This window comes from Paraphotobacterium marinum (assembly GCF_002216855.1).
Lineage (GTDB): Bacteria > Pseudomonadota > Gammaproteobacteria > Enterobacterales > Vibrionaceae > Paraphotobacterium > Paraphotobacterium marinum.
The window spans coordinates 779,838-803,485 of sequence record NZ_CP022355.1 but is presented as its reverse complement, the minus strand read 5'-3'; the positions used below and the strand labels follow the sequence as shown (position 1 = coordinate 803,485).

The 23,648-nt window shown below is 32.8% G+C and carries 18 protein-coding genes and 3 rRNA genes; 9 read left to right on the top strand and 12 right to left on the bottom strand.

The features are described 5' to 3' along the window. Position 1 precedes the first annotated feature (1 nt). On the bottom strand, positions 2-835 hold the full coding sequence (djlA, locus tag CF386_RS04300; protein WP_089073198.1) for a co-chaperone DjlA: 834 nt from the start codon (positions 833-835) through the stop codon (positions 2-4). A gap of 130 nt (positions 836-965) precedes the next feature. Between djlA and lptD the strand changes: the two genes are divergently transcribed. From lptD to CF386_RS12765, 6 genes are all read left to right on the top strand, one after another. Then, complete coding sequence (lptD, locus tag CF386_RS04295; protein WP_089073197.1) at positions 966-3,521, top strand: LPS assembly protein LptD; 2,556 nt, start codon at positions 966-968, stop codon at positions 3,519-3,521. A 52-nt stretch (positions 3,522-3,573) separates the two neighbouring features. Beyond that, positions 3,574-4,875, top strand: a complete 1,302-nt coding sequence (locus tag CF386_RS04290; RefSeq protein ID WP_089073196.1) for a peptidylprolyl isomerase — start codon at positions 3,574-3,576, stop codon at positions 4,873-4,875. Then, the gene (pdxA, locus tag CF386_RS04285; protein ID WP_225971684.1) at positions 4,868-5,848 is read left to right on the top strand and encodes a 4-hydroxythreonine-4-phosphate dehydrogenase PdxA; all 981 of its coding nucleotides are present in this window, start codon (positions 4,868-4,870) and stop codon (positions 5,846-5,848) included. The genes CF386_RS04290 and pdxA overlap by 8 nt, the downstream gene beginning before the upstream one ends. Continuing rightward, the gene (rsmA, locus tag CF386_RS04280; protein WP_089073194.1) at positions 5,845-6,651 is read left to right on the top strand and encodes a 16S rRNA (adenine(1518)-N(6)/adenine(1519)-N(6))-dimethyltransferase RsmA; all 807 of its coding nucleotides are present in this window, start codon (positions 5,845-5,847) and stop codon (positions 6,649-6,651) included. The genes pdxA and rsmA overlap by 4 nt, the downstream gene beginning before the upstream one ends. Before the next feature lies 1 nt (position 6,652). After that, positions 6,653-6,808 carry a metallophosphoesterase gene (locus CF386_RS04275; protein WP_089073193.1) on the top strand — a complete coding sequence of 52 codons (156 nt, stop codon included), beginning with the start codon at positions 6,653-6,655 and terminating at the stop codon, positions 6,806-6,808. Positions 6,809-6,950: 142 nt separating this feature from the next. Then, positions 6,951-7,241, top strand: a complete 291-nt coding sequence (locus tag CF386_RS12765; RefSeq protein WP_089073192.1) for a hypothetical protein — start codon at positions 6,951-6,953, stop codon at positions 7,239-7,241. A gap of 226 nt (positions 7,242-7,467) precedes the next feature. On the opposite strand, the gene CF386_RS04265 is transcribed toward CF386_RS12765, so the two are convergent. The 4 genes from CF386_RS04265 to rplU form a co-directional block, all read right to left on the bottom strand. Then, a complete protein-coding gene (locus tag CF386_RS04265; protein WP_089073191.1) occupies positions 7,468-7,941 on the bottom strand; it encodes a dihydrofolate reductase in 474 nt (157 codons plus the stop codon). A gap of 14 nt (positions 7,942-7,955) precedes the next feature. Further along, on the bottom strand, positions 7,956-9,113 hold the full coding sequence (cgtA, locus tag CF386_RS04260; RefSeq protein ID WP_089073190.1) for an Obg family GTPase CgtA: 1,158 nt from the start codon (positions 9,111-9,113) through the stop codon (positions 7,956-7,958). Positions 9,114-9,280: 167 nt separating this feature from the next. Beyond that, positions 9,281-9,538, bottom strand: a complete 258-nt coding sequence (rpmA, locus tag CF386_RS04255) for a 50S ribosomal protein L27 (RefSeq protein ID WP_089073189.1) — start codon at positions 9,536-9,538, stop codon at positions 9,281-9,283. Positions 9,539-9,559: 21 nt separating this feature from the next. Further along, positions 9,560-9,868, bottom strand: a complete 309-nt coding sequence (gene rplU, locus CF386_RS04250; protein WP_089073188.1) for a 50S ribosomal protein L21 — start codon at positions 9,866-9,868, stop codon at positions 9,560-9,562. A 191-nt stretch (positions 9,869-10,059) separates the two neighbouring features. On the opposite strand from rplU, the gene ispB reads away from it, so the two are divergent. Beyond that, complete coding sequence (gene ispB, locus CF386_RS04245) at positions 10,060-11,031, top strand: octaprenyl diphosphate synthase (RefSeq protein WP_089073757.1); 972 nt, start codon at positions 10,060-10,062, stop codon at positions 11,029-11,031. 22 nt (positions 11,032-11,053) lie between these two features. On the opposite strand, the gene mdh is transcribed toward ispB, so the two are convergent. Beyond that, entirely contained in the window at positions 11,054-12,001 is a 948-nt protein-coding gene (gene mdh, locus CF386_RS04240; RefSeq protein WP_089073187.1) for a malate dehydrogenase, read from the bottom strand. Positions 12,002-12,228: 227 nt separating this feature from the next. Here mdh and argR point away from each other — a divergent pair, with 227 nt between their 5' ends. Then, positions 12,229-12,693: a transcriptional regulator ArgR gene (gene argR / locus CF386_RS04235; protein ID WP_089073186.1), complete on the top strand. Its 465-nt coding sequence runs from the start codon at positions 12,229-12,231 to the stop codon at positions 12,691-12,693. Here the strand turns inward: argR and mpl are convergent, their stop codons facing one another. Continuing rightward, positions 12,694-14,076 (bottom strand): UDP-N-acetylmuramate:L-alanyl-gamma-D-glutamyl-meso-diaminopimelate ligase, encoded by a 1,383-nt coding sequence (gene mpl, locus CF386_RS04230; protein WP_089073185.1) that lies wholly within the window; start codon positions 14,074-14,076, stop codon positions 12,694-12,696. It lies immediately after the preceding gene. Positions 14,077-14,275: 199 nt separating this feature from the next. Here mpl and fbp point away from each other — a divergent pair, with 199 nt between their 5' ends. After that, positions 14,276-15,277, top strand: a complete 1,002-nt coding sequence (gene fbp / locus CF386_RS04225) for a class 1 fructose-bisphosphatase (RefSeq protein WP_089073184.1) — start codon at positions 14,276-14,278, stop codon at positions 15,275-15,277. 2 nt (positions 15,278-15,279) lie between these two features. On the opposite strand, the gene CF386_RS04220 is transcribed toward fbp, so the two are convergent. The 5 genes from CF386_RS04220 to CF386_RS04200 form a co-directional block, all read right to left on the bottom strand. Further along, complete coding sequence (locus CF386_RS04220; protein WP_089073183.1) at positions 15,280-18,573, bottom strand: translocation/assembly module TamB domain-containing protein; 3,294 nt, start codon at positions 18,571-18,573, stop codon at positions 15,280-15,282. After that, entirely contained in the window at positions 18,573-20,270 is a 1,698-nt protein-coding gene (locus CF386_RS04215) for an autotransporter assembly complex protein TamA (protein ID WP_089073182.1), read from the bottom strand. Before CF386_RS04215 ends, CF386_RS04220 begins: the two co-directional genes overlap by 1 nt. A gap of 149 nt (positions 20,271-20,419) precedes the next feature. Next, positions 20,420-20,535, bottom strand: a 5S ribosomal RNA gene (gene rrf / locus CF386_RS04210). Positions 20,536-20,545: 10 nt separating this feature from the next. Further along, positions 20,546-20,661, bottom strand: a 5S ribosomal RNA gene (gene rrf, locus CF386_RS04205). Positions 20,662-20,752: 91 nt separating this feature from the next. After that, positions 20,753-23,643, bottom strand: a 23S ribosomal RNA gene (locus tag CF386_RS04200). Positions 23,644-23,648 lie beyond the last annotated feature (5 nt).

Sequence of the window (23,648 nt, the reverse complement as noted above, 5' to 3'; positions counted from 1 at the left end):
GTTATATTTTTCTAATTTTCTTTAATGTTTCGTAAGCCGACTGAATTTCTTGTGTTTTCTGTTTAGCTAATTCAATCATTTCAGGCGGCAAACCCTTCGCTGATAATTTATCAGGATGATGCTCAATCATCAGCTTCTTATAGGCTTTTTTTATTTCACTATTTGAAGCAGAAGAATCAATACCTAAAATTCTAAAAGCATCTGTTTCTTTTGATTTACTGCTATATGTATTCTGAGAAAATGATGAGTTATCATATTGATAGTTCTGGCTTTGGAAACGTATTGCAGCCTCTTGCATTTTAAGCCATTGCTCTAATATCTTTTGTGAAAATCCCAATAGTTCAGCTAATTTAAATAATAAACTTCGTTCTTCATTATGAAGTGTTCCATCAGCAAAGGCCGCTTGAATTTGAATCTCCATAAAAAATTTCAACAAACTTATTCGACCTTGACATAGTTGTTTAACCTGAAGAACACTTTCACGAAATGCAAATCCATTCATTGTCCCTTCTTTAAATGCCTTTTGTGCTTTAAGTGTAGAAGTATTATCAAGAGCCATTTGTTTCATAATATATGAAGCCACTCTTATTTCATCACTTGTAACTCTGCCTTTAGCCTTAGCAACATGTCCCATAATTGAAAATGAAAGCTGAAAAAACTGTTCTTGCCGTTCTTTATTAACTCGACTATTTCTGGAGAAGGTACCAAAAGGATTTTTTGAATTATTAACAGCTCGGTCAAAAGCAAGTCCTAATAAAAACCCTATAAGTAATCCAAAAAAATTTAATAGGAAAAATCCAAATATAGCACCTAAAACTCTACCCCAGATTTGCATTATTATCTCCAATTATTATTTTATTTCAAAATTTATTTACAGAAATAGTGTTATATTCATAAAATTAGATTATCATACCATAATAAATATAAAAATATTACAAAAGCATTTAAAGGGATTCAAATTTATAATGCGTAAACCCAAAGCAAAAATAAAACTTTTAACTCTCTCTATATCTTCAATTTTATACTCCTTCTATAGTTATGGTGAAGCTTCGAATGTCATATTCAATGATATAAATCAACATCAACAAAATAACCCTGATTTTTTCTTACAAAAAAAAGAAACAAATAATGAAAATATTAGCGATAACCAATGTTTAATAAATAATAATGTACCAGATAATGGATACAAAATTTCAGCAAAACAGGCAAATATTACGCAACTAAACAATCAAAAGAAACAAGGCTCTTTAGTAACGTATAAAGGCGATGTAGTTGTTAAAAGTAATACCATGATTATAAAGGGTGATAAAGCAAGATATAATAGCCTAACACAAAATGCTATTGTTAAAGGTAATGTAAAAGCTAGCGATTCTGAAGTTAACGTCATTGCTAAACAAATTTCTGCTAATCTTAAAAGCAAAACATATCAATCAGATCAGAACGAATATACTGGCAGGTGCGTTCCAATGAGAGGAGACGCACAAAAAATTATTAAAAGCAATGTTAAAGGTACCGAGTTTTACAAAATGAGAAATGGTACGTTAACGACTTGTCCTAGTGATGATGATAGTTGGAAACTTGTTGCTACAAAAATAACCAGAGAAAATGACACACCATTTGCTGATTTATATAACACCACATTTCGAGTACATAATGTTCCTATTTTCTATTTACCCTGGATGAGAATTCCTGTGACTAATCAGAGAGTTTCTGGTTTTTTGATGCCTAGCGTTTCAATTGGTTCAAATGGATTTGGATGGACGACTCCTTTCTATTTTAATCTGGCCCCGAATTACGATTTTATATTGACTCCAACCATATACTCATATAGAGGGGCTTTCTTTCAAGGCTACTTTAGTTATTTAACCGATGGATGGGGCTCTGGTAAGTTGTATTTAGAATATATGCCACAGGATAAATTATATAAAGATAAAAAAAATCTATTTGGATATAAACTTAACCACAATTACTTATCAGCTGACAACCACTGGAGTTTTAGTGCAAACTATTCCAAAGTAAATAAAGGTGATTATTTTATAAATAACAACTTATCTTTACTAGGTTCAGATGGTACTTATTATTTGACACAAACTGCAACAAGTAAATACTCAGATACAAACTGGAATTTATCTGCAACAATTACAAAATATCAGTCCATACAAAACAGTGATATCAATCAACTACCAATTAACAACTATAGTTTACTTCCTCAAATAGAATTTAATTTTTATGATCCAAACTACTTACCTAACCAACTTAATTATAAACTGCACGCTGATGCGACTAATTTTAAAAGTGAATTTTCGAATGCCCCAAGTGCAATAAGATTAAATTTTAATCCAACTATTTATTTACCTTTAAGTACAGCACCTTGGTGGAAATTAAATCTTTCAACGACGGCATATTCATCCTATTATCAACAAGATATTAAAAATTTTTCTCCAACTGATCCAGAGCCTGGTGAACAAAACCTAGAAAAAAATGCTTCTAGGGTAGTGCCATCTTTTAATATAAGTGGTTCACTTTATTTAGATTCTAATAGTGCGCCAATACAAGGATACTCTCAATCTTTTGAGCCAAGGTTCCAATATCTCTATACTATGAATGTAGATCAAAGTTCTATTTGGAACAGCTATAATTACACTAAATACGGCGGATATGACTCTGTTAAAAAAAGTTTAGGTTACTATGATTTATTTTCAGATCGCTCTTATGCAGGTTCTGACTACTATGCACCTGAGAATAGATTATCGTTAGGTGGAACATACCGACTTTTTAATCCTCTTCAAGATGAAGTGTTTAACTTTTCTTTAGGACAGATATTTTATAATAGTTCACAAACACTTTATACAATACCTGAAAATGCTACTTGTCAACGTCCAGGCTGTTCTGATCCAACATCGTATCAAACAAAGTTTTCTACAACAGCACTACAAACCAATGTTAAAATAACAGACAACCTTAAATTTGACAACTCAACACAATATTCATTTAAACTACATCAACTAGAATCGTTTAATTCAACACTTAGATATTCATTTGATGATGACTTATATTTTGTGGCACCAAGTTACACCTATATATCAAGAGATTTTCTTTATAATACGAACCCAAACAACTACAATTTAGGGTTATATAGTAAAGATCCAAATTCTAAAACTAATTATGGTATTTCTCAAACCGGGATAACAATTGGAGGTCAATTATCAAACTCGATCAATCTAAACGCGACTTATTTTTATGATTTGAATTACAATCTTCTTGCTCAGACATCTCTGAATTTAAATTATAGTTCATCTTGTTACACCCTGGGTTTTACACTTTTAAGAAGATTAAATGATTCATGGTGGATGACCGATACAGATGAAACAATTAGCCAAGCAGATGACGAAAGATATGAAAATGTATACATGATAAACTTTACTATATTGTCTCTTCCTGGGATGAAAAATCCAACTATTGGTACTACCTCATCTGAAACACCATTATACAATTACGTTGACCCATTTAATTTGAGTTAAAATATGATAAACTGTAAACTGAAACCATTTTATTTGACTTTGGAATAATTTAATGAAAAAAAAAATCTCCCTTCTTATTGGTATTATTATATGTGCCATCATTGCTCCAGTTGGATATACCAAGTCAATCAATAGCATTATTGCAGTCGTAAATAACGATGTTATTTTGCAAAGTGAAGCTAACACGCTTAAAAAGTTAATGACCTTTGGGCGACCAAATAATTTATCAAAAAAAGAATTGAATAAGTTAGTGATTAATCAACTAATTATGCAAAAATTAATGTTAGAACAAGCAAAAAGATTTAACATAAATATTCCTGATGAAGCAATAAACCAGAGGATAAATCAAATTGCTTCAAGCCAAAACCTTACACTTAACCAATTTAAAACTCTTCTAGCAAAGCAAGGGTTAAACTATGATAGCTTTAAAGATTTTCAAAAAAATCAAATGTTATCAGCTGAAGTTAGAAATGCATCTCTACAGCAAATGGTCATTATTAACCCTAATGAATTAAAGCCTCTTGAAAAAAGTGCCAAAGCTACTCTAAATAATGAAATTTATAAAAACTCATCCTACCAAATTCAATATATTCAGTTAAGAGCTGATTCAAACGATGACAGTCAAACACAAAATCAAGCAGAAAAGCAAAAAGCATATAAAATATTAAATGACATCAAAAATAAAAAAATTACATTTTCTCAAGCTGCAAAGAAATACTCAACTGGACCTTATGCACAATCAGGTGGGAACTGGGATTGGATGAAGTTAGATGAAATGCCAACAATTTTTGCACAAAACATTTCGAGTCCTTATGTTGGTAAAATAATTGGACCTTTCTGGGGTGCTGGTGCATACAATATTATTAAAATCAAACAATTGAAAACACCTCCAAGCCCTAAAGCTCAGGAAATTAATTCTGAACATATACTAATAAAAACTTCCATAGTATTAGATGACAATGCAGCACGTACAAAGTTAGAAGAAATTAGAAAAAACATACTTTCAAAAAAGGAATCATTTTCAGATGCAGCAAAACTTTACAGTCAAGATACACAGTCTGCAATTAGAGGTGGTACTTTAGGATGGCAAAAACCAGAAATATTTGCACCAGCTTTTAAAGATACTATTGAAAAATTAAAAGTGGGTGAAATAAGTCAACCTTTTAAAACTACTTTTGGGTGGCATATTGTAAAAGTGTTAGGCAAAAGAGATTTATCTTCAAAACAAGCCTATGTAGAAAAAGTAGCTTATGCTAAGTTATACGATAAAAAAGCGTCTGAACAATATACAATGTGGGCTAGAAAAATAAAGGCTGGTGCTTACATCAAAATAATAAATAAAGATTATGAATAAACCGATTATAATATCCTCTGGAGAACCATCAGGAGTTGGTCCCGATATTGTTATATCAAGTCTATCAAAGAGCTACTCAACGCCAATTTTAGTCTTTGGAAATATAGATTTGATTCAACAAAGAGCACATCAATTAGGCTACCATATAAAAATTAAAGATTATGACTTATTTCCAGAGGTTGGTTACCATGAAGCTAACACGATGTGGATTAAAAACTTTCCTCTTCGTGAAAATGTTAAACCAGGTATACTAAACAAAGAAAACGCTAGTTACGTTTTATCTATCTTAAAAGAAGCAAATAATTTTTGTCTAACCGATAGGGCTTCGGCACTTGTAACCGCTCCTGTTCACAAGGGAATAATTAATGAAGCCGGTATTCCATTTACTGGTCATACAGAATATTTGGCTAATGTATCTGATACTCAAGATGTTGTCATGATGTTAGCCAGCCCAAATTTAAGAGTAGCTTTAGTTACAACCCATATCCCACTTAAGGATGTTCCTGCAGCAATTAATAAAGATAAATTTAGTAAGGTAACGACAATTTTAAATGATGAACTAAAAAGTAAGTTCGGTATCTTGAAGCCCAAAATATTTATCTGCGGGTTAAACCCTCATGCTGGAGAAAATGGTCATTTAGGTCTTGAAGAAAAAAATGTGCTTATCCCTGAAATCCAGCGTTTACAAGTTGAAGGGATTCATGCAATAGGACCATTACCAGCAGATACAATTTTCCAACCCAAAATCATTAAGGAAGCAGATGCATTTTTAGCAATGTATCATGATCAAGGACTTCCAGTTTTGAAATTTGACGGATTTGGAAATGCAGTAAATATTACACTTGGATTACCTTACATCAGAACTTCAGTTGATCATGGAACAGCAATCGAAATTGCTGGTAAGGGCGTTGCTTCAGATCAAAGTCTAAAATCAGCAATTTCATACGCAATTAATATGGTGAATAAAAAATGAGCTTCGTTCACAATGAGCACAAAGCAAGAAAACGCTTTGGTCAAAACTTTTTAAATGATGAGTTTATTATAAACTCTATAGTTGACTTAATTAATCCATCAAACGAGGATGTTTTAATTGAAATCGGACCTGGATTAGGAGCTCTAACAAGACCTACCTTAGATAAGGTCAGTCACCTTAATGTTATTGAATTAGATAGAGATTTAGTAACCCGGCTAAAAGATGACATAAAATTATCGCATAAACTTTCTATCTTTGAGGCAGATGCACTAACATTCGATTTTAGTCAATTTTACGAAAAAAATAAAAAAGTTAGAGTTTTTGGAAATTTACCTTATAATATTTCTACACCACTTATATTTCATTTGCTCACATTTCACAGCCTTTTTCTAGATATGCATTTCATGCTACAAAAAGAGGTAGTTAATAGAATGTGTGCTCAACCGAATTCAAAAGCATACGGTCGTTTATCTGTTATGACACAGTATTTCTGTAATGTAACACCTGTTTTGGAAGTTCCTCCTTCATCTTTCACTCCACAACCAAAAGTTGACTCGGCTATTATTAGATTACTCCCCTTTGATAAAATAGCTCAACCGACAAAGTCAATTAAGTTATTAGAAAAATTAACTAAGATTGCTTTTAGTCAACGAAGGAAAACCATAAGAAATAGCCTTAAAAGTTTATTTGAGCCTGATGAATTAATATCATATGGTTTCGATTTAAAGTTAAGACCAGAAAATCTGAGTGTAGAAAACTATATCTATTTATCAAATAAACTTTTTGAGAAACAGAAGATATAAAATGGCCACTTATATTGTTGGAGATCTACATGGATGCTTTGACCAGCTTATTGATTTATTGGAGTCAGTAAACTTTTGCGAAAGAAAAGATCAATTATTATTAACAGGTGATATAGTCGCTAGAGGTCCAAAATCCCTCGAATCCTTACTTTTTTAAAATCTATGAAAGATAGCGTAGATTTTGTTTTAGGCAATCACGATTTACATCTTATTGCCGTCGCAAAGGGTATTAGACAACCAAATAAAAGTGATAAACTAGAAAAAGTTCTTAAATATAAAGATTTAGATATATTAATAAAATGGCTCCAATCAAAAAAATTTTAATGCAACACCCTACCCACAATTTTTATATTGTTCATGCTGGCATTCCTCCAGGATTTAATTTAAATGAGCTCGTAAATATATCAAAAAAAATTGAAGAAAAAATTTCTTCTAAAAACTCATACTTTTTCTTAAAGGATGCCTTTACTAAAACAGCTAATGTTTGGTCACCCTCTATGAAACAAACTCATAAAGAACTGTTCATGTTGAACGCATTTACGCGAATAAGATACGTAAACTTCAAAAAAACGAAATTGATTATAGTATAAAATGTCATCCTCTCGATAATGATAACCCAAATATAAAACCATGGTATAAGCTTATTAATACTCCAGATTTAAATGGAAAAAAGATTATTTTTGGTCATTGGTCGTCACTCATGGGGATCGTAAACAAAAATGTTTTAGGTCTTGATACAGGTAGTGTCTGGGGAAATTATTTGACTATGATAAGGTGGGAAGACCAAAAGATATTTAAGTCTTCACTTAACTCTATTTAAAATAAAAAGTCTAAATCATATTGATTGCTATCATTTGCTTTGAATGTTTTGGTAAATTCCGTTCTCCATTTATCTTTATCAACTTCCGGAAAAAAAGCATCGCCATCTAAATAAGCATTTACTTTTGTCAAATAAAGCGTATCAACTTTATCAATATGCTCTTCATAAACTTTAGCACCCCCAATAATCATAATTTCAGACGCATTTTTATACGCATCAATAGCATTATCGAAAGAGTTAAAGGCCTCTACCCCAATATGAAAAAAGTCTTTACTATTAGTTAAAACCAAATTTTGACGATTAGGTAAAGGTTTGCCTATGGATAGAAAAGTATTTTTCCCCATCAATACTGGCTTACCTAAAGTATGCTTTCTAAACCACTTAAAATCTTCAGGCAAATGCCACGGCATTTTATTTTCAAGGCCAATTACATTATTACTGCTCATCGCAGCTATCATACTTAACTTCATGTATCCTACAAAATTTATGGTTTATAAAAGACTTTGACATCGTAATCATCTTCATTCCAATCATCGAAATCATCTTCGTTATTTTTTTCATCAAGAATATTTTCATGATAATCATCCCATTTAAAAGACTTATCATCTTCCTGAACTTCCCTGAGTTCAATTTTGGGGATGTTCTTCAATGTTTCAATTAAAAAGTAATTTAAATCTTTGATACCCTCTTTAGTAACTGCTGAAATTTTAAAAAACTTACCGTCATAGTCAAGTTTATTGATTACACTTTTAATTATTGAATCAGTTTCTTCTGCTGATAATAGATCTATTTTATTAAATACTAAAATTCTAGGTTTTTCATATAGTGCCTCGCTATATTGCCTAATTTCATTAAGAATTATTTCTGCATTTTCTACTGGATCAGTTTGATCAAAAGGATACAGATCAATAAAGTGTAATAAAACTCTACACCTTTCAAGATGTTTTAAAAACTGCATACCTAATCCCAAACCTTTTGAAGCACCATTAATTAGCCCAGGTATATCAGCGATAACGTAACTAGAATTTGTATCAACTTTCACTACACCTAATTTAGGGACCAAGGTTGTAAAGGGGTAATCTGCAATTTTTGGTTTAGCGGCTGAAACTGAGTCAATAAAAGTTGATTTACCAGCATTAGGCAAACCCAATACACCAACGTCAGCCAATAATAATAACTCAAGCTCTAGATTTCTAACTTCACCTTCCGTTCCCATAGATCTCTGACGAGGTGCTCTATTAACTGAAGATTTAAATCTCGTATTACCTAGTCCGTGAAAACCACCCTTGGCCACCATTTTCTTCGTGCCATGATTGGTTAAATCAGCTATAATTTCTCCTGTATCTTCGTCTCTCGCTCGAGTTCCAACAGGTACTTTTAATATAACATCTTCACCACGCTTTCCTGTACAATTACCTCCACGACCATTTTCTCCACGCTGAGCAGAATAAAATCGCTCATATCTGAAATCAATTAATGTGTTCAGATTTTCATCAGCAACCATATAAACGTCACCACCATCGCCACCATCTCCACCATCAGGTCCGCCTTTGGGGATGTATTTTTCTCGCCTAAAGCTAACGACTCCATTGCCGCCATCTCCAGCACTCACTTTTATTTTAGCTTCATCAACAAATTTCATTATATGAAACTCCTTCGAGAAATATTTTTAATTAAGATGAATGATAGCATAATTAACAAGATTATTCAGAAATATAAATGTTATAAATTATAGATTTTAGGTTTACTTTGATTGGAAGATTTTTACGATGGAATACCACCAACTAATTAAAGTTGGTGGGTAAGAATTTATTCAGCTTCTATTGAGATGAACTTTCTGTTTTTTGGACCTTTAACTTCAAATTTAACTCGTCCATTTGATAGGGCAAAAAGAGTGTGATCTTTACCACAACCAACATTTAAACCTGGATGAAATTTAGTTCCTCTTTGACGAACTAAAATATTACCAGCTAATACAGACTCACCACCAAATTTTTTAACACCAAGTCTTTTACTCTCTGAATCGCGTCCATTACGAGTAGAACCACCAGCTTTTTTATGTGCCATTTAACTTCTCCTCAAATTCTATTAATTGATACTTGTGATTTTAACTTCTGTAAACCACTGACGATGTCCCATCTGCTTACGCGAATGTTTACGTCTTCTAAATTTTACAATTTTAATCTTATCAGCTCTACCATGAGAAATAATTTCAGCTTTAATCTTACTTCCTGAAACTGTTGGTTCACCAACTTTTACATTTTCTCCATCAGCAACAAGTAAAACTTCATCAAATTCTATATTAGAACCAGTTTCAGCATCAATCTTTTCTAGTCTCAAAGTTTGACCTTCTGTCACTCTGTGCTGTTTACCACCACTTTTAAAAACCGCGTACATTTTTTACTCCGCTTTACGCAAGATCGCTTATAATTGCTTGCGTTTTATATTACTACATAGGATGCGAATTTTACTCTAATTTTACTAAATGATCAAGCAAGTATGATATAAAATAAAAAAAAAATTTTTGTTATATCTATTTTAAAGTGATAAAATTAAATCTAATTATCTGCCCTTCAACCCAAAAATTTATGACTTTATCAGAAATCTATGACTTGATTAAGAATGAATTATCATTAGTTGATAAAAAAATACTTGAACAATTTACATCTAAAGTATTATTGGTCAATCAAGTTGGACATTATATTGTTAATAATGGTGGAAAAAAAATCAGACCCGTTATTGCGCTTTTATGCTCCAAAGCTATTGGACTTAATACATTTAAAGCCCTAGATGTTGCTGTATTTATAGAATTAATTCATACTGCAACATTATTACATGATGACGTCGTTGATGAATCAGTATTAAGAAGAGGAGAACAAACAGCCCATAAAACTTTTGGCAATGCAGCAAGCATTCTTGTTGGTGACTATATTTATACTAGATCCTTCCAAATAATGGCTAATTTAGACTCTCTTCCAATAATAAAAATCATGAGTGATGCTACAAATATAATTGCTGAGGGTGAAGTGCTTCAGCTTATGAATTGTAATAATCCTGAAATTACAGAAAGTGAATATATTGACGTTATTTATTTTAAAACAGCCAGGTTATTCGAAGCTACTACAAGCTCTATTGGTATTCTTAATAAATCTAATAATATCGAACTTGAAGCTCTACGAGACTATGGTAAATACATAGGGACTACTTTTCAAATAATTGATGATTATTTGGATTATGTCGCTTCAGATGAACGTATTGGGAAAAGAATTGGTGATGACTTAAATGAAGGAAAAACAACATTACCAGTTATTCATGCTAGATCTCATGCCAGTCCAGAAGAAAAGGAGTTCATTGATCAAGCAATTCTTAAACCATCTTCGAACACAAACCTAACCAAAATGATACAAATATTTGAAAAGTATAATTCTTTAGAATATGTCAAAGAAAGAGCAAAAAATGAATCTCAAAAGGCCATTCAAGCTATTTCAATTATACAAGACTCTGTTTACAAAGATGCACTTATTAATCTAGCAAAGCTAGCTTCAAGTAGGGAATACTAATTGAAGCTATGTTATTATTGTCCTAGGTGTTTGAATTTATAAAAGAAACACCTTTATCAATATCGTTATTCAGTGTTTCTTTCATGTTATCAAGCATATCACTTTCGTAAGGACTCAAATCTCCAAGAGGTAAATGCGACTCTATCCCATTGACACTTAGTAATACCGGTCTTGCAAAAAATGGAATATTGTCAGAATCAGAAGTATCAACATAGGCATAATCAATTACTTCTTTCTTTCCATTCAAGGCATCAATCAATGACATTGTAAATCGGTATGCCGCATAACCCATTGATAAGGTAGCAGAACCCCCGCCAGCTTTTGCTTCTACAACTTCTGTTCCTGCATTTTGTATTCTAAAAGTAAGATTTTTAACTTCTTCTTCCGTAAAAGTTATGTCTTTCACTTGAGAAAGTAGTGGCAAAATAGTTATACCTGAATGGCCTCCGATAACTGGGACAGCTATATCTTTATTATTATAACCTTTCAATTCTGATACAAAAGTTTCAGCTCTTATAACATCAAGGGTAGTTATTCCGAATAATTTTCTAGAATCATAGACTCCTTTTTGTTTTAATACTTCAGCCGCAATTGGAACAGTTGTGTTCACTGGGTTGGTTATAATGCCTATAAATGCGTTGGGATTAGCTATCGCAATTTTTTCTGTCAAACTTTTTATTATACCAGCATTTATATTAAATAAGTCAGATCTATCCATCCCTGGTTTTCTAGCAACACCCGCTGAAATTAAAATAATATTTGAATCTTTAATTGCATCAGAGGGATCTTCTCCACAAAAACCCTCAACCTTAACTTTATTTGGTATATGAGATAAATCTTTAGCAACACCAGGAGTTACACTAGCAATATCATACAATGACAAAGTAGAGTAATCTGGAAGATTATTTTTTAATAATAAGGCAAGAGCTTGTCCAATCCCACCTGCAGCACCTAATACAGAAACTTTCATACTTAACTCCATATATTCTTAATTAATAAGAAATACTATATTGTTTTATATATTTGAAATAAAGACTATATTTGAAATGTTATTTTTTAATTTACACAACATGATCTTTATCAAGCTTTAATTAAGACATCTCTAGCTTATTAAACAAATAAAGAATAGAATGATTTTTTGTTTAAATTTTCATATGATATTATATAAAATATCATTATTAAATTGGAGAATTTTTGATGACAAATAAACAAGAAGAATTAATAAAAGCTTTTAAAGTCATTTTAAAAAAAGAACTAATGAGCTCTCAAAGTGAAATAGTCGATTCTTTAAGAAAACAGGGTTTTGATGGCATAAACCAATCAAAAGTTTCAAGAATGCTCACAAAGTTTGGAGCAGTAAGAACCCGAAATGCAAAAAAAGAAATGGTATATTGCTTACCAACTGAATTGGGTGTTCCTACGATTAGCAGTTCATTGAAAGAACTTGTCATGGAAATCGGATATAACTCAGCAATGGTTGTTATTCATACTGGTCCTGGTGCTGCACAACTAATCGCCAGATTACTTGACTCTCTTGGAAGACCATCTGGCATCCTTGGAGTTGTTGCTGGCGATGATACGATTTTTGTAACCCCCACAAAAGATGTTGAAACTGAAATACTCCATTTATCTGTGTGTAAACTATTTGAATATCAAATCTAGCTAAGCATTAGAAAACTTTTCATTTAGTTTCTTTTTTAAATTATTTGCTAAATTATTAAACCCCCCATTGCTCATCATTATAATAATTGATTTTTCTTTTATTCTTGTGAGACAAAACTCTTCTAGATCTTTTATTTCTTTAAACCTCTTAAAGTCAAACTGCCGTGATTTTTCTTCTGATTCTTTTCTTAACTGCGGCAGGTTAACGCTATCAAACATATAAACCTCATTAGCTCCTTTAAAAGAGTCTAGTAGGGTTTCGTTATGAACTCCCATTTTCATGGTTGCAGAACGGGGCTCAAAAATAGCTATAATCTGATAGCTGTCATCAAACTTATTTTTTAAAGCTTGAATAGTTTCTTTGATTGCCGTAGGGTGATGTGCAAAGTCGTCATAAAGGTAAATATTGTCATGGTTATATAAAAGCTCTAGTCTTCGCTTTGGGCTCAAAAATGTCTTTAATGAATTAGCACTTAAATCAATGGCAATTCCTATGTGCTTAGCTGCAGCAATAGCCATGACAGCATTTTTTGCATTATGCTCGCCTATTAAATTCCAATCAACAATAGTTGAATGCTTATTATCACCATCATCAATGATAGAAAATTGACTATAATCTTTGTTATGTTCGGAAATACACAAACCTTCAGAGCCAAAATTTTTTTGAAGTTGACTCCAAAAACCCATATCGATTAATTGATTTATATTTTTAGAACTATCTGGTATAAAACATTTTGCGAATGAAGGCATTTTTCTAAACATTTGATTAAATTGATTTTGAATTTCAAGTAAGTTAGCAAATATGTCAGCATGATCAAATTCCAAATTATTAATAATTAATGTCTTTGGTCCATAATGAATAAACTTAGATCGTTTATCAAAAAAAGATGTATCATACTCATCAGCCTCAATTACAAAAAAATCACTCTTACCCAGACGAGCAGAGCAGCCAAAATTACTTAAAATTCCGCCTACTAAAAAACCAGGCTCATAACCATTGTCTTCAAGAATCCATGTTAACATACTCGAAGTTGAAGTTTTTCCATGTGTTCCAGATACAGCTAAAACCCACTTCTCTTTTAAAACATTTTGATATAACCATTCAGGTCCAGAAACATATTCAATCCCCTTATCCAAAACATATTCTACAGACTGATTTCCTCTAGATAACGCGTTACCAATAATTACTAAATCAGGACTTGTTTCTTCGAGAAAAGAAGCATCATAGCTTTGAATTAACTTAATATTTAAGCTTTCTAAATAAGTGCTCATTGGAGGATAAATATTTTGATCACTACCGCTTACTTCGTGACCTAATTGCTTTGCAATTGTGGCTATTCCAGCCATAAAAGTACCACAAACACCTAAAATATGGATTTTCATTTAATACCCTTAACTAAAAAATATAAAAGCACTATATCATTTTATAAAAAAAATGTTGATAAGTTATATTCATTAAAGTGTTATCTTTTGAAAACAATCATGATATAAATCAAAAAAAACAAGTTAATATATTTTTAATTATAAAAATTTAAGATTAAATAAATGATAATAAGATATTAAAAATATAAAGGACATATATATGAAAAAAATAAAAACTTTAGGAGAATTTATAATTGATAACCAGCAGGAAATATCTTATGCAACAGGTGAACTCACTTCATTACTTAGTTCCATTAAATTAGCAGCAAAAATAGTTCATAGAGAAATTAATAAGGCTGGATTATTAGACTTGTCATCGATAAATCACAACCAGAATATACATGGAGAAATTCAAAATAATTTAGATATATTTGCTAACGAGACTTTCAAAGATACTCTAAAAGCAAGAAATCAAGTTTGTGGTATTGTTAGTGAAGAAGAAGATAATGTTGTTACGTTTGATAAACAGCTCAATGTAGAATCGAAATATGTTGTTCTTATGGATCCTCTCGATGGTTCTTCTAACATAGATGTAAATGTTTCAGTTGGTAGTATATTTTCTATTTTTAAGAGAAAAACACCTGTCGGTCGTCCAGTTGAAATCGAAGATTTTTTACAGCCTGGGACTAAACAAGTTGCAGCTGGTTATATTATTTATGGTTCTTCAACAATGTTGGTATATACGACCGGCAATGGTGTTCATGGCTTTACATATGATCCATCGTTGGGTGTTTTCGCTTTGTCCCATGAAAATATCAAAATACCGACAAAAGGTAAAATATATTCCATAAATGAAGGAAACTATACAAAATTTCCTCAAGGAATTAAATCTTATATCAAATATTGTCAAGAAATTGATAAGCAAACATCTAGACCTTTTACATCAAGATACATTGGTTCTTTAGTAGCTGATTTTCATAGAAATCTTTTAAAAGGAGGAATATTCTTATATCCAAGTACTGCAACATATCCTAATGGAAAACTAAGACTATTATATGAATGTAATCCAATTGCATTTATTGCAGAGCAAGCAGGAGGACTTGCAATAAGTAATAATAAAAATATTCTTGAGATAGCTCCTGAAGAAATACATCAAAGAGTTCCATTTTTTGTTGGTTCTAAAGATATGATTTCTCATTTAAAAAAATATATTTTTGACTAGTCTTAATCAAAATTAAATGAGCGTACTATCTCTACGGAGTTACTAATATTTTGTATTAATGCTATATAAATATTATTGTTAATATGGTACTTAATTTGCCATTCAGGTTCTTGAGTATCAATATTCATTCCATATGTTAGTTGTACTTTTTTGAAAATATATCCACTTAAAGCCAATTGTGAACTATTTCCCTGACTGTTTGATGTTAGAGCTAATTGTTTTATTCCTAATTGTTTCCCTAAACTTTTTATAGTTCCATTTGAGTTTGATATCAACAAACCTAGTCCTGCTAAGTTTGCATTCTTTTTATTATCACTATTATTTGATAAACCATGACCATATACCAGATACGATATTTGTTCTGGTTTTGGTTTTGAAGGGATCGAGTACAATGAGATTTGAGGTCTATTTAATGATCCTGTTACTTTAACTCCAACTTTCTGAATGTCACTACTGGTAATCTCAGGGTTACGATATGCTTTTATGAATAAAGAAGGGTTATCTAAAACACCATTAAATATTACTTTACTATCTTTTTCGAGGATAAGGTTTTGGCTAAATTGATTATATTTGCCATTAGTTATTAACTGCCCAAATAAGGCTAAGTTATTATTTTTATATTGTAATTTCAAATTCCCAAAAATATTACCTTTAAACCCCAAACCCTTAATTTTAAATTTGTTACCTATATTTATTTGGATTAAGCCATTTACTTTTTTTGTCGTTGATAATAAATTTTTGCGAAGAGGTTTATACTTAGAGTCGACCAGAATAACATCTTTTGATGTGGTAATAGCTTCTTCAGGAAAACTTTGAATTTTTAGTTTACCACTTGGAATATTAATATTACCTGATATATCAAAACTATCTTTTGAAATGACTCCATTAATATTTGAACTAATCAATCCATTTCCATATTGAGGAATATTTAGATTAAAATTATTTGTTTTAACTATAAATTTTAAAAGAGCATTTTCGGTAAAGTAATCTTTCAGGTCTGATTGAATTGATAAAAAGCCGGAATTAGTTTGAACATGAGTGTTAATGTTTATCAATTTTTTATTCAATTTTATGTCAATCTTTCCATTTTTAATATTAAATGGAAAAATTGTAGTTTTAACTCTGTTAATCTTGATATTTGATTGACCTTCAAAGTGAGGTGTTTTTAAGTCACCACTAATCTTAATATCTGAATTAGCTATTGCACCTAAATTAGTTATTTCTCTAGACAGGTGGCTAAGTGACTCTAAAGGTATATTATTTAATTTCAAATAACCATCTAATATTTTTTTTTGATAAATGTCTTTTATGTTTAATTGTAATTTAAGGAGTCCTATTTTATTAAGTTTAGAGTTGATACTTAAATTTACTTGATTATTGACTAAACCTCCTTTCAAATTAAACTTTTTCCAAGTAAAAATTTTTCTAAAAACACCTGATTTTTTTAAAGAAAATGAGCCTTCACTCTTAATGTATAAAGAGTTTTTATATTTGTTCCCCTGAATACCCACATTTAATTTTCCTGTTAACTTTATGTTAGAGGGTAAAAAATTATCGATAGCTTTAACATCAAGATTTTGAAGATTTAATTTGTATACCAAATTATTGTTTAATAGATTTTTAATATAAACATCAATTTTTGAAGCCTTACTCCTCAAAGAAATTGTACCAATATCTATTTTATGAAAGTCGTAATTAACAATGAAAGGTTTTATTAAATGAAAATAATTTTTTCTATAAGTTAAATTTAATGTTTGGAAATTAAAAAATATTTGTTTTTTTGATAATTTTGTTGAAAAAAAGGATTCAATTTTTGTATCACCTTTTAGTAGCTCAAAATGAAAAGAATCACTTTTAGCATTCATAGAAGAAATTAAACTCACACTGCCAAAACCTATCTTTTTATAAAAAGCTTTCTTTAAGGTTAAATGAACTACTGGTTTCAAATATCCATTTACGAAATTTGTATCCATAAACAAACTAGCTGAATAAAATGAAATTGTGTCAAAAATATTTACACCTTTGCCTTTGAGCCTAATTTTTGCCCTCGGGTTATTAACCGTCCCACTTAATAATGCCTCACCTTCTATCTTACCTTTTGATTGAGGTAAGAAATATTTTAGATTTTCACAATCAAGTTTTGCTATTAAATTTAAATGATTTGTAGTTAGTTTTCCTTTTACAAAAAATATTTTTTTATTTTTATTTTTATTTTTGACTGATAAGAATATATTTGAAACATTAATAATTTTATTATCTGAGATATTAAAATTATTAATGTCTGTATTTAAAATTAAATTTTGTTTTTTATTATAAAGATGCAATTTAGTATTTAAATTTACGCTAGTGCTATGTTCCTTTAATAGACCATCAAGATTTAATCGTCCTGTTATATTAATAAAATTAGAGTCGCTGAAATATACTGGTAGAGATTTTAGTACAAGAGCAACCTTATATTTTATGGTTTTTTCAAAAAGTAAAGTTCCCAACAAATTTATTCTGTTATTATTATCTAATAAATTAAACTGGAACTTTTTATTGTTACCCTTACCTTTACCTAAAACAATTGATTTCTTATTTGAGTCACTAATAATATAAGATTTTGAAAAAATACTAAATGAAGACAATATGGAACCATTCAAAATAAAATTTCCATTAATGCTTTTTAATTGGTTAGCCTTCAAAAATTCTTTGTTATCAATTTGATAATTTACATTCAATTTTACCAAATAGTTAGAATCCTTCATGTCCAAATTCCCGTTTATGCCAAAAACTATATCATTATAATTTAGTGAAGCCTCCTCAAGCTTTAATTTGGTTTTATTTAAAAAACCTTTAAACTTTAAACTATTTAAAGTATGTACTTTAGACTTTGTGATATATTTTACTTGATTAAATAAAACTTTATTAAAATTGATATTTGGAAGAAGCTTTGTATAAAAATCACTATCTGTATCCTTACTATCTTCACTTTTTGAGTTTTTTTTATTCTGAACAACTGTATTTATAACGTGCAATCTTTTAATTGAAAGAGTATACGTATGTATATTAAACCCTAGCTTTGCTTCAATATTTGATAATTTTGTTTGTACATTTTTATTGTTAAAACTAATACTGTTAAAATTAATGCCATCAAAAATATTTCCCTTGATATATTCTATGTGTAAGGTATCACTAAAGTCATTAACTATACTAAAAACCAATTTATTACCTGCAGATGACACCAATAAACAATAAGTCAAGGTAGTTAAAAATAATAGTAAAAATATCGTAGTTATTATTAATCTTTTAAGCATTACAGTGAAACTCCTAATGAGAAATAGAAGTGAATTTCATTAGTGCCCAAACCATGTCCGATATATAATGAAAAATCTCCAAACCTTGTATTTCTTATAATTACTGGACCAATACCTCTATACCACCTTAAATTTTTTTTTGAACTCCAGGATGACCCATAATCATAAAATATACCTCCCCACCACTTATTAAATATTTTATGCTGATATTCTGTTCTAGTATAAAACTGATACTTTCCTCCAACCTGTTTACCATTAATAGCCTGTGGAGAGATACTTTGATAATCAAAACCTCTTATAGAATTGCCACCTCCTAGAAAAAATGAAAATGATGGAGGAACCCTATTGATATTATCTGTTATAATATAGCCGCCATTAATACTTAAAATTAATCTTTGTGCTTTATTTAACTTTTGAACAAATGTATTTGTAGAAGTAATACGAGTAAAGCTTGGAATATTACCAATCGAAGGATTTGTGTATTCAACTGTAATTTGTTCAGAATTTCCTGAGTCTAACCTAAATTTATTTCCTTTTGTACTTCTTGTTAATGTAATTGAGGGTACAAAAAATTTCGCTATATCAGAATATATCGAAGCTTGTTTATAATTTTCATAATAAAAATTAATGCCGTAGGCTATATTATAAAATGTTGATAATTTTTGATATCTATTGAATCCGAAACTTGCATTTTTACTTATTGTATCATGTGTACCCACATAACTCAGTGAAGTACTAAATTCATTATAGATATTTAGAGGATTTCCTTTACTTGGCATTCGATAGGATGCACTTACCTCTGGTTCATTTGTATTGATATAAGTATTTAAATTAAAGCTGTCGCCGTCTGCATTTAACCATGGCTTAAACCAATTAATCTTGGCGTACAAACCAGAATCTGAATCATAGCCTATACCTGTCGTCAAGAAATTTTTAGTTGCTGGAGAGAGTAAAATAGTAATTGGAACCACACCATTTTTATCAGACTTTGTTAATTTACGTTCAATCTCTACAGAACTAAACCAATTTGTTAAGCTTAAATTATTGGTCGTATTATTCAAACTTTTTATTGTTAGTGGCGAGTTTTGTTTATAATCTAATAAGTTTTTAAGAATGCTTTCATTTATCTGACTGCCTTTAAAATCAGTTAAACCGAATTTATAAAGTTTACCTAGAGAGAGTTTTAGTTTAACAATTGCTTCATTTAATGATGGTGAAATATATAGCTTATGGATAATAAACTTTGCATCAAAGTATCCCTTACTAATAGATTTTTCAATAATTTTTTCTTTCAATTTTTCATAAAACTTCTGATTAAGAATAACACCTCGTTCTAACTTACTTCTTTTTATAATATTGTTTATAAAATTTGGTGTTTTTTTATTTGAAAGAAGAGAGAAATCTAATTGTTGCAAAATAATTGGTTTCCCAAGCTCAATTTCCACATCAATTTGATTTCTTATGATATTGACTTTTATATTTGAATTATAATAACCCACTGCATTCAACGCATTCTTAACGTTAACTTTTATAGTTTCTATTGAAAATGATTTATTTCCAACATTCATTAAATGATCTTTGTTAAGATATAACTCTACATTTTTTTTAATATTTCCTTCAACACCTGTAATTTTGATATTTTCGTTTGCTGAAACCACTGACGACAAAAATAATAAAAAAAATAAAAGCTTTCTCATATCCCTGATTAACTTTAATAAAAAATGTTATTTATTATACATCAAGTTATCTTGACAGATCTATCAATAAAAAATGATTAGATTCATAAAATATTTGAGTATTAATATGATTGAATTATATACTTTGAAATATGAAATTATGTAAGATGATCTGGTAATGTCCTACTCTCACATGGGGAATCCCCACACTACCATCGGCGCTGTTACTTTTCACTTCTGAGTTCGGTATGGAATCAGGTGGTTCAATAACGCTATTATTACCAGATAAAAATGGGACTTGGCGATGACCTACTCTCACATGGGGAATCCCCACACTACCATTGGCGCAATTACGTTTCACTTCTGAGTTCGGCATGGGATCAGGTGGTGCCATAATGCTATGGTCGCCAAGCAAAATTTGTTTACAATTCGAAAAGCTGACTTTGCAATACACATCAAGATCTTTATATCTTTAAAATCCTGCAAAACCCCTTGGGTGTTGTATGGTTAAGTCTCACGGGCAATTAGTACAAGTTAGCTCAACGCCTCACAACGCTTACACACCTTGCCTATCTACGTCGTAGTCTCCAACAACCCTTTAGGATACTTATAGTATCAGGGATGACTCATCTCAGGGCTCGCTTCCCGCTTAGATGCTTTCAGCGGTTATCGATTCCGAACTTAGCTACCGGGCAATGCTACTGGCGTAACAACCCGAACACCAGAGGTTCGTCCACTCCGGTCCTCTCGTACTAGGAGCAGCCCCCTTCAATCATCCAACGCCCACGGCAGATAGGGACCGAACTGTCTCACGACGTTCTAAACCCAGCTCGCGTACCACTTTAAATGGCGAACAGCCATACCCTTGGGACCGACTTCAGCCCCAGGATGTGATGAGCCGACATCGAGGTGCCAAACACCGCCGTCGATATGAACTCTTGGGCGGTATCAGCCTGTTATCCCCGGAGTACCTTTTATCCGTTGAGCGATGGCCCTTCCATTCAGAACCACCGGATCACTATGACCTGCTTTCGCACCTGCTCGAACCGTCATTCTCGCAGTCAAGCGGGCTTATGCCATTGCACTAACCTCACGATGTCCGACCGTGATTAGCCCACCTTCGTACTCCTCCGTTACTCTTTGGGAGGAGACCGCCCCAGTCAAACTACCCACCAGGCACTGTCCTCACCCCAGATTATGGGGCTAAGTTAGAACATCAAACATACAAGGGTGGTATTTCAAGGTTGGCTCCACGATAACTGGCGTCACCGTTTCAAAGCCTCCCACCTATCCTACACATGTAGGCTCAATGTTCAGTGCCAAGCTGTAGTAAAGGTTCACGGGGTCTTTCCGTCTAGCCGCGGGTACACAGCATCTTCACTGCGATTTCAATTTCACTGAGTCTCGGGTGGAGACAGCGTGGCCATCATTACGCCATTCGTGCAGGTCGGAACTTACCCGACAAGGAATTTCGCTACCTTAGGACCGTTATAGTTACGGCCGCCGTTTACCGGGGCTTCGATCAAGAGCTTCGTCCGAAAACTAACCCCATCAATTAACCTTCCGGCACCGGGCAGGCGTCACACCGTATACGTCATCTTTCGATTTTGCACAGTGCTGTGTTTTTAATAAACAGTTGCAGCCACCTGGTATCTGCGACTCTCAACAGCTCCAAGAGCAAGTCTCTTCACCGTCAAGAGCGTACCTTCTCCCGAAGTTACGGTACCATTTTGCCTAGTTCCTTCACCCGAGTTCTCTCAAGCGCCTTGGTATTCTCTACCCGACCACCTGTGTCGGTTTGGGGTACGATTTCTTATAATCTGAAGCTTAGAGGCTTTTCCTGGAAGTATGGCATCAATAACTTCACTGCCGTAGCAGCTCGACATCAAGTCTCAGCCTAACAATGACCCGGATTTACCTAAGTCATTAGCCTACACTCTTGAACCTGGACAACCGTCGCCAGGCCTACCTAGCCTTCTCCGTCCCCCATCGCAATTATAAAAAGTACGGGAATATTAACCCGTTTCCCATCGACTACGCCTTTCGGCCTCGCCTTAGGGGTCGACTTACCCTGCCCCGATTAACGTTGGACAGGAACCCTTGGTCTTCCGGCGAGGAAGTTTTTCACTCCCTTTATCGTTACTCATGTCAACATTCGCACTTCTGATACCTCCAGCAGACTTTACAATCCACCTTCAACGGCTTACAGAACGCTCCCCTACCCAGCAATGCTAATGCATGCTGCCGCAGCTTCGGTGTATAGCTTAGCCCCGTTAAATCTTCCGCGCAGGCCGACTCGACCAGTGAGCTATTACGCTTTCTTTAAATGATGGCTGCTTCTAAGCCAACATCCTGGCTGTCTAAGCCTTCCCACATCGTTTCCCACTTAGCTATAACTTTGGGACCTTAGCTGGCGGTCTGGGTTGTTTCCCTCTCCACGACGGACGTTAGCACCCGCCGTGTGTCTCCCGGATAGTACTTACTGGTATTCGGAGTTTGCAAAGGGTTGGTAAGTCGGGATGACCCCCTAGCCTTAACAGTGCTCTACCCCCAGTAGTATTCGTCCGAGGCGCTACCTAAATAGCTTTCGGGGAGAACCAGCTATCTCCAGGTTTGATTGGCCTTTCACCCCTAGCCACAAGTCATCCGCTAATTTTTCAACATTAGTCGGTTCGGTCCTCCAGTAAGTGTTACCTCACCTTCAACCTGCCCATGGCTAGATCACCTGGTTTCGGGTCTAATCCTAGCAACTATTCGCCCAGTTAAGACTCGGTTTCCCTACGGCTCCCCTATTCGGTTAACCTTGCTACTAAAATTAAGTCGTTGACCCATTATACAAAAGGTACGCAGTCACCCCACGAAGGGGCTCCCACTGCTTGTACGTACACGGTTTCAGGTTCTATTTCACTCCCCTCACAGGGGTTCTTTTCGCCTTTCCCTCACGGTACTGGTTCACTATCGGTCAGTCAGGAGTATTTAGCCTTGGAGGATGGTCCCCCCATATTCAGACAAGATGTCACGTGTCCCGTCCTACTCGATTTCATTATCATTGCGCCTTCAGCTACGGGGCTATCACCCTGTACCGCAGAATTTTCCAAAACTTTCGCCTAGCACAATGAAAACTTAAGGGCTGGTCCGGTTTCGCTCGCCGCTACTACCGGAATCTCGGTTGATTTCTTTTCCTCGGGGTACTTAGATGTTTCAGTTCCCCCGGTTCGCCTCCTAAACCTATGTATTCAGTTTAGGATAACTGCTTATGCAGTTGGGTTTCCCCATTCGGAAATCGTAGACTCAAGTGGCTCTTACTGCCTTATCTACGCTTATCGCAAGTTAGTACGTCCTTCATCGCCTCTGACTGCCAAGGCATCCACCGTGTACGCTTAGTCACTTAACCATACA

Bases quoted from the DNA above. Each gene is read 5' to 3' on its own strand.
- ispB (WP_089073757.1), top strand. From the start codon at position 10,060: ATGACTTTATCAGAAATCTATGACTTGATTAAGAATGAATTATCATTA.
- rplU (WP_089073188.1), bottom strand. From the start codon at position 9,868: ATGTACGCGGTTTTTAAAAGTGGTGGTAAACAGCACAGAGTGACAGAA.
- CF386_RS04215 (WP_089073182.1), bottom strand. From the start codon at position 20,270: ATGAGAAAGCTTTTATTTTTTTTATTATTTTTGTCGTCAGTGGTTTCA.
- djlA (WP_089073198.1), bottom strand. From the start codon at position 835: ATGCAAATCTGGGGTAGAGTTTTAGGTGCTATATTTGGATTTTTCCTA.
- argR (WP_089073186.1), top strand. From the start codon at position 12,229: ATGACAAATAAACAAGAAGAATTAATAAAAGCTTTTAAAGTCATTTTA.
- pdxA (WP_225971684.1), top strand. From the start codon at position 4,868: ATGAATAAACCGATTATAATATCCTCTGGAGAACCATCAGGAGTTGGT.
- CF386_RS12765 (WP_089073192.1), top strand. From the start codon at position 6,951: ATGGCTCCAATCAAAAAAATTTTAATGCAACACCCTACCCACAATTTT.
- rsmA (WP_089073194.1), top strand. From the start codon at position 5,845: ATGAGCTTCGTTCACAATGAGCACAAAGCAAGAAAACGCTTTGGTCAA.
- fbp (WP_089073184.1), top strand. From the start codon at position 14,276: ATGAAAAAAATAAAAACTTTAGGAGAATTTATAATTGATAACCAGCAG.
- CF386_RS04290 (WP_089073196.1), top strand. From the start codon at position 3,574: ATGAAAAAAAAAATCTCCCTTCTTATTGGTATTATTATATGTGCCATC.
- CF386_RS04265 (WP_089073191.1), bottom strand. From the start codon at position 7,941: ATGAAGTTAAGTATGATAGCTGCGATGAGCAGTAATAATGTAATTGGC.
- cgtA (WP_089073190.1), bottom strand. From the start codon at position 9,113: ATGAAATTTGTTGATGAAGCTAAAATAAAAGTGAGTGCTGGAGATGGC.
- lptD (WP_089073197.1), top strand. From the start codon at position 966: ATGCGTAAACCCAAAGCAAAAATAAAACTTTTAACTCTCTCTATATCT.
- CF386_RS04220 (WP_089073183.1), bottom strand. From the start codon at position 18,573: ATGCTTAAAAGATTAATAATAACTACGATATTTTTACTATTATTTTTA.
- mdh (WP_089073187.1), bottom strand. From the start codon at position 12,001: ATGAAAGTTTCTGTATTAGGTGCTGCAGGTGGGATTGGACAAGCTCTT.
- mpl (WP_089073185.1), bottom strand. From the start codon at position 14,076: ATGAAAATCCATATTTTAGGTGTTTGTGGTACTTTTATGGCTGGAATA.
- CF386_RS04275 (WP_089073193.1), top strand. From the start codon at position 6,653: ATGGCCACTTATATTGTTGGAGATCTACATGGATGCTTTGACCAGCTT.
- rpmA (WP_089073189.1), bottom strand. From the start codon at position 9,538: ATGGCACATAAAAAAGCTGGTGGTTCTACTCGTAATGGACGCGATTCA.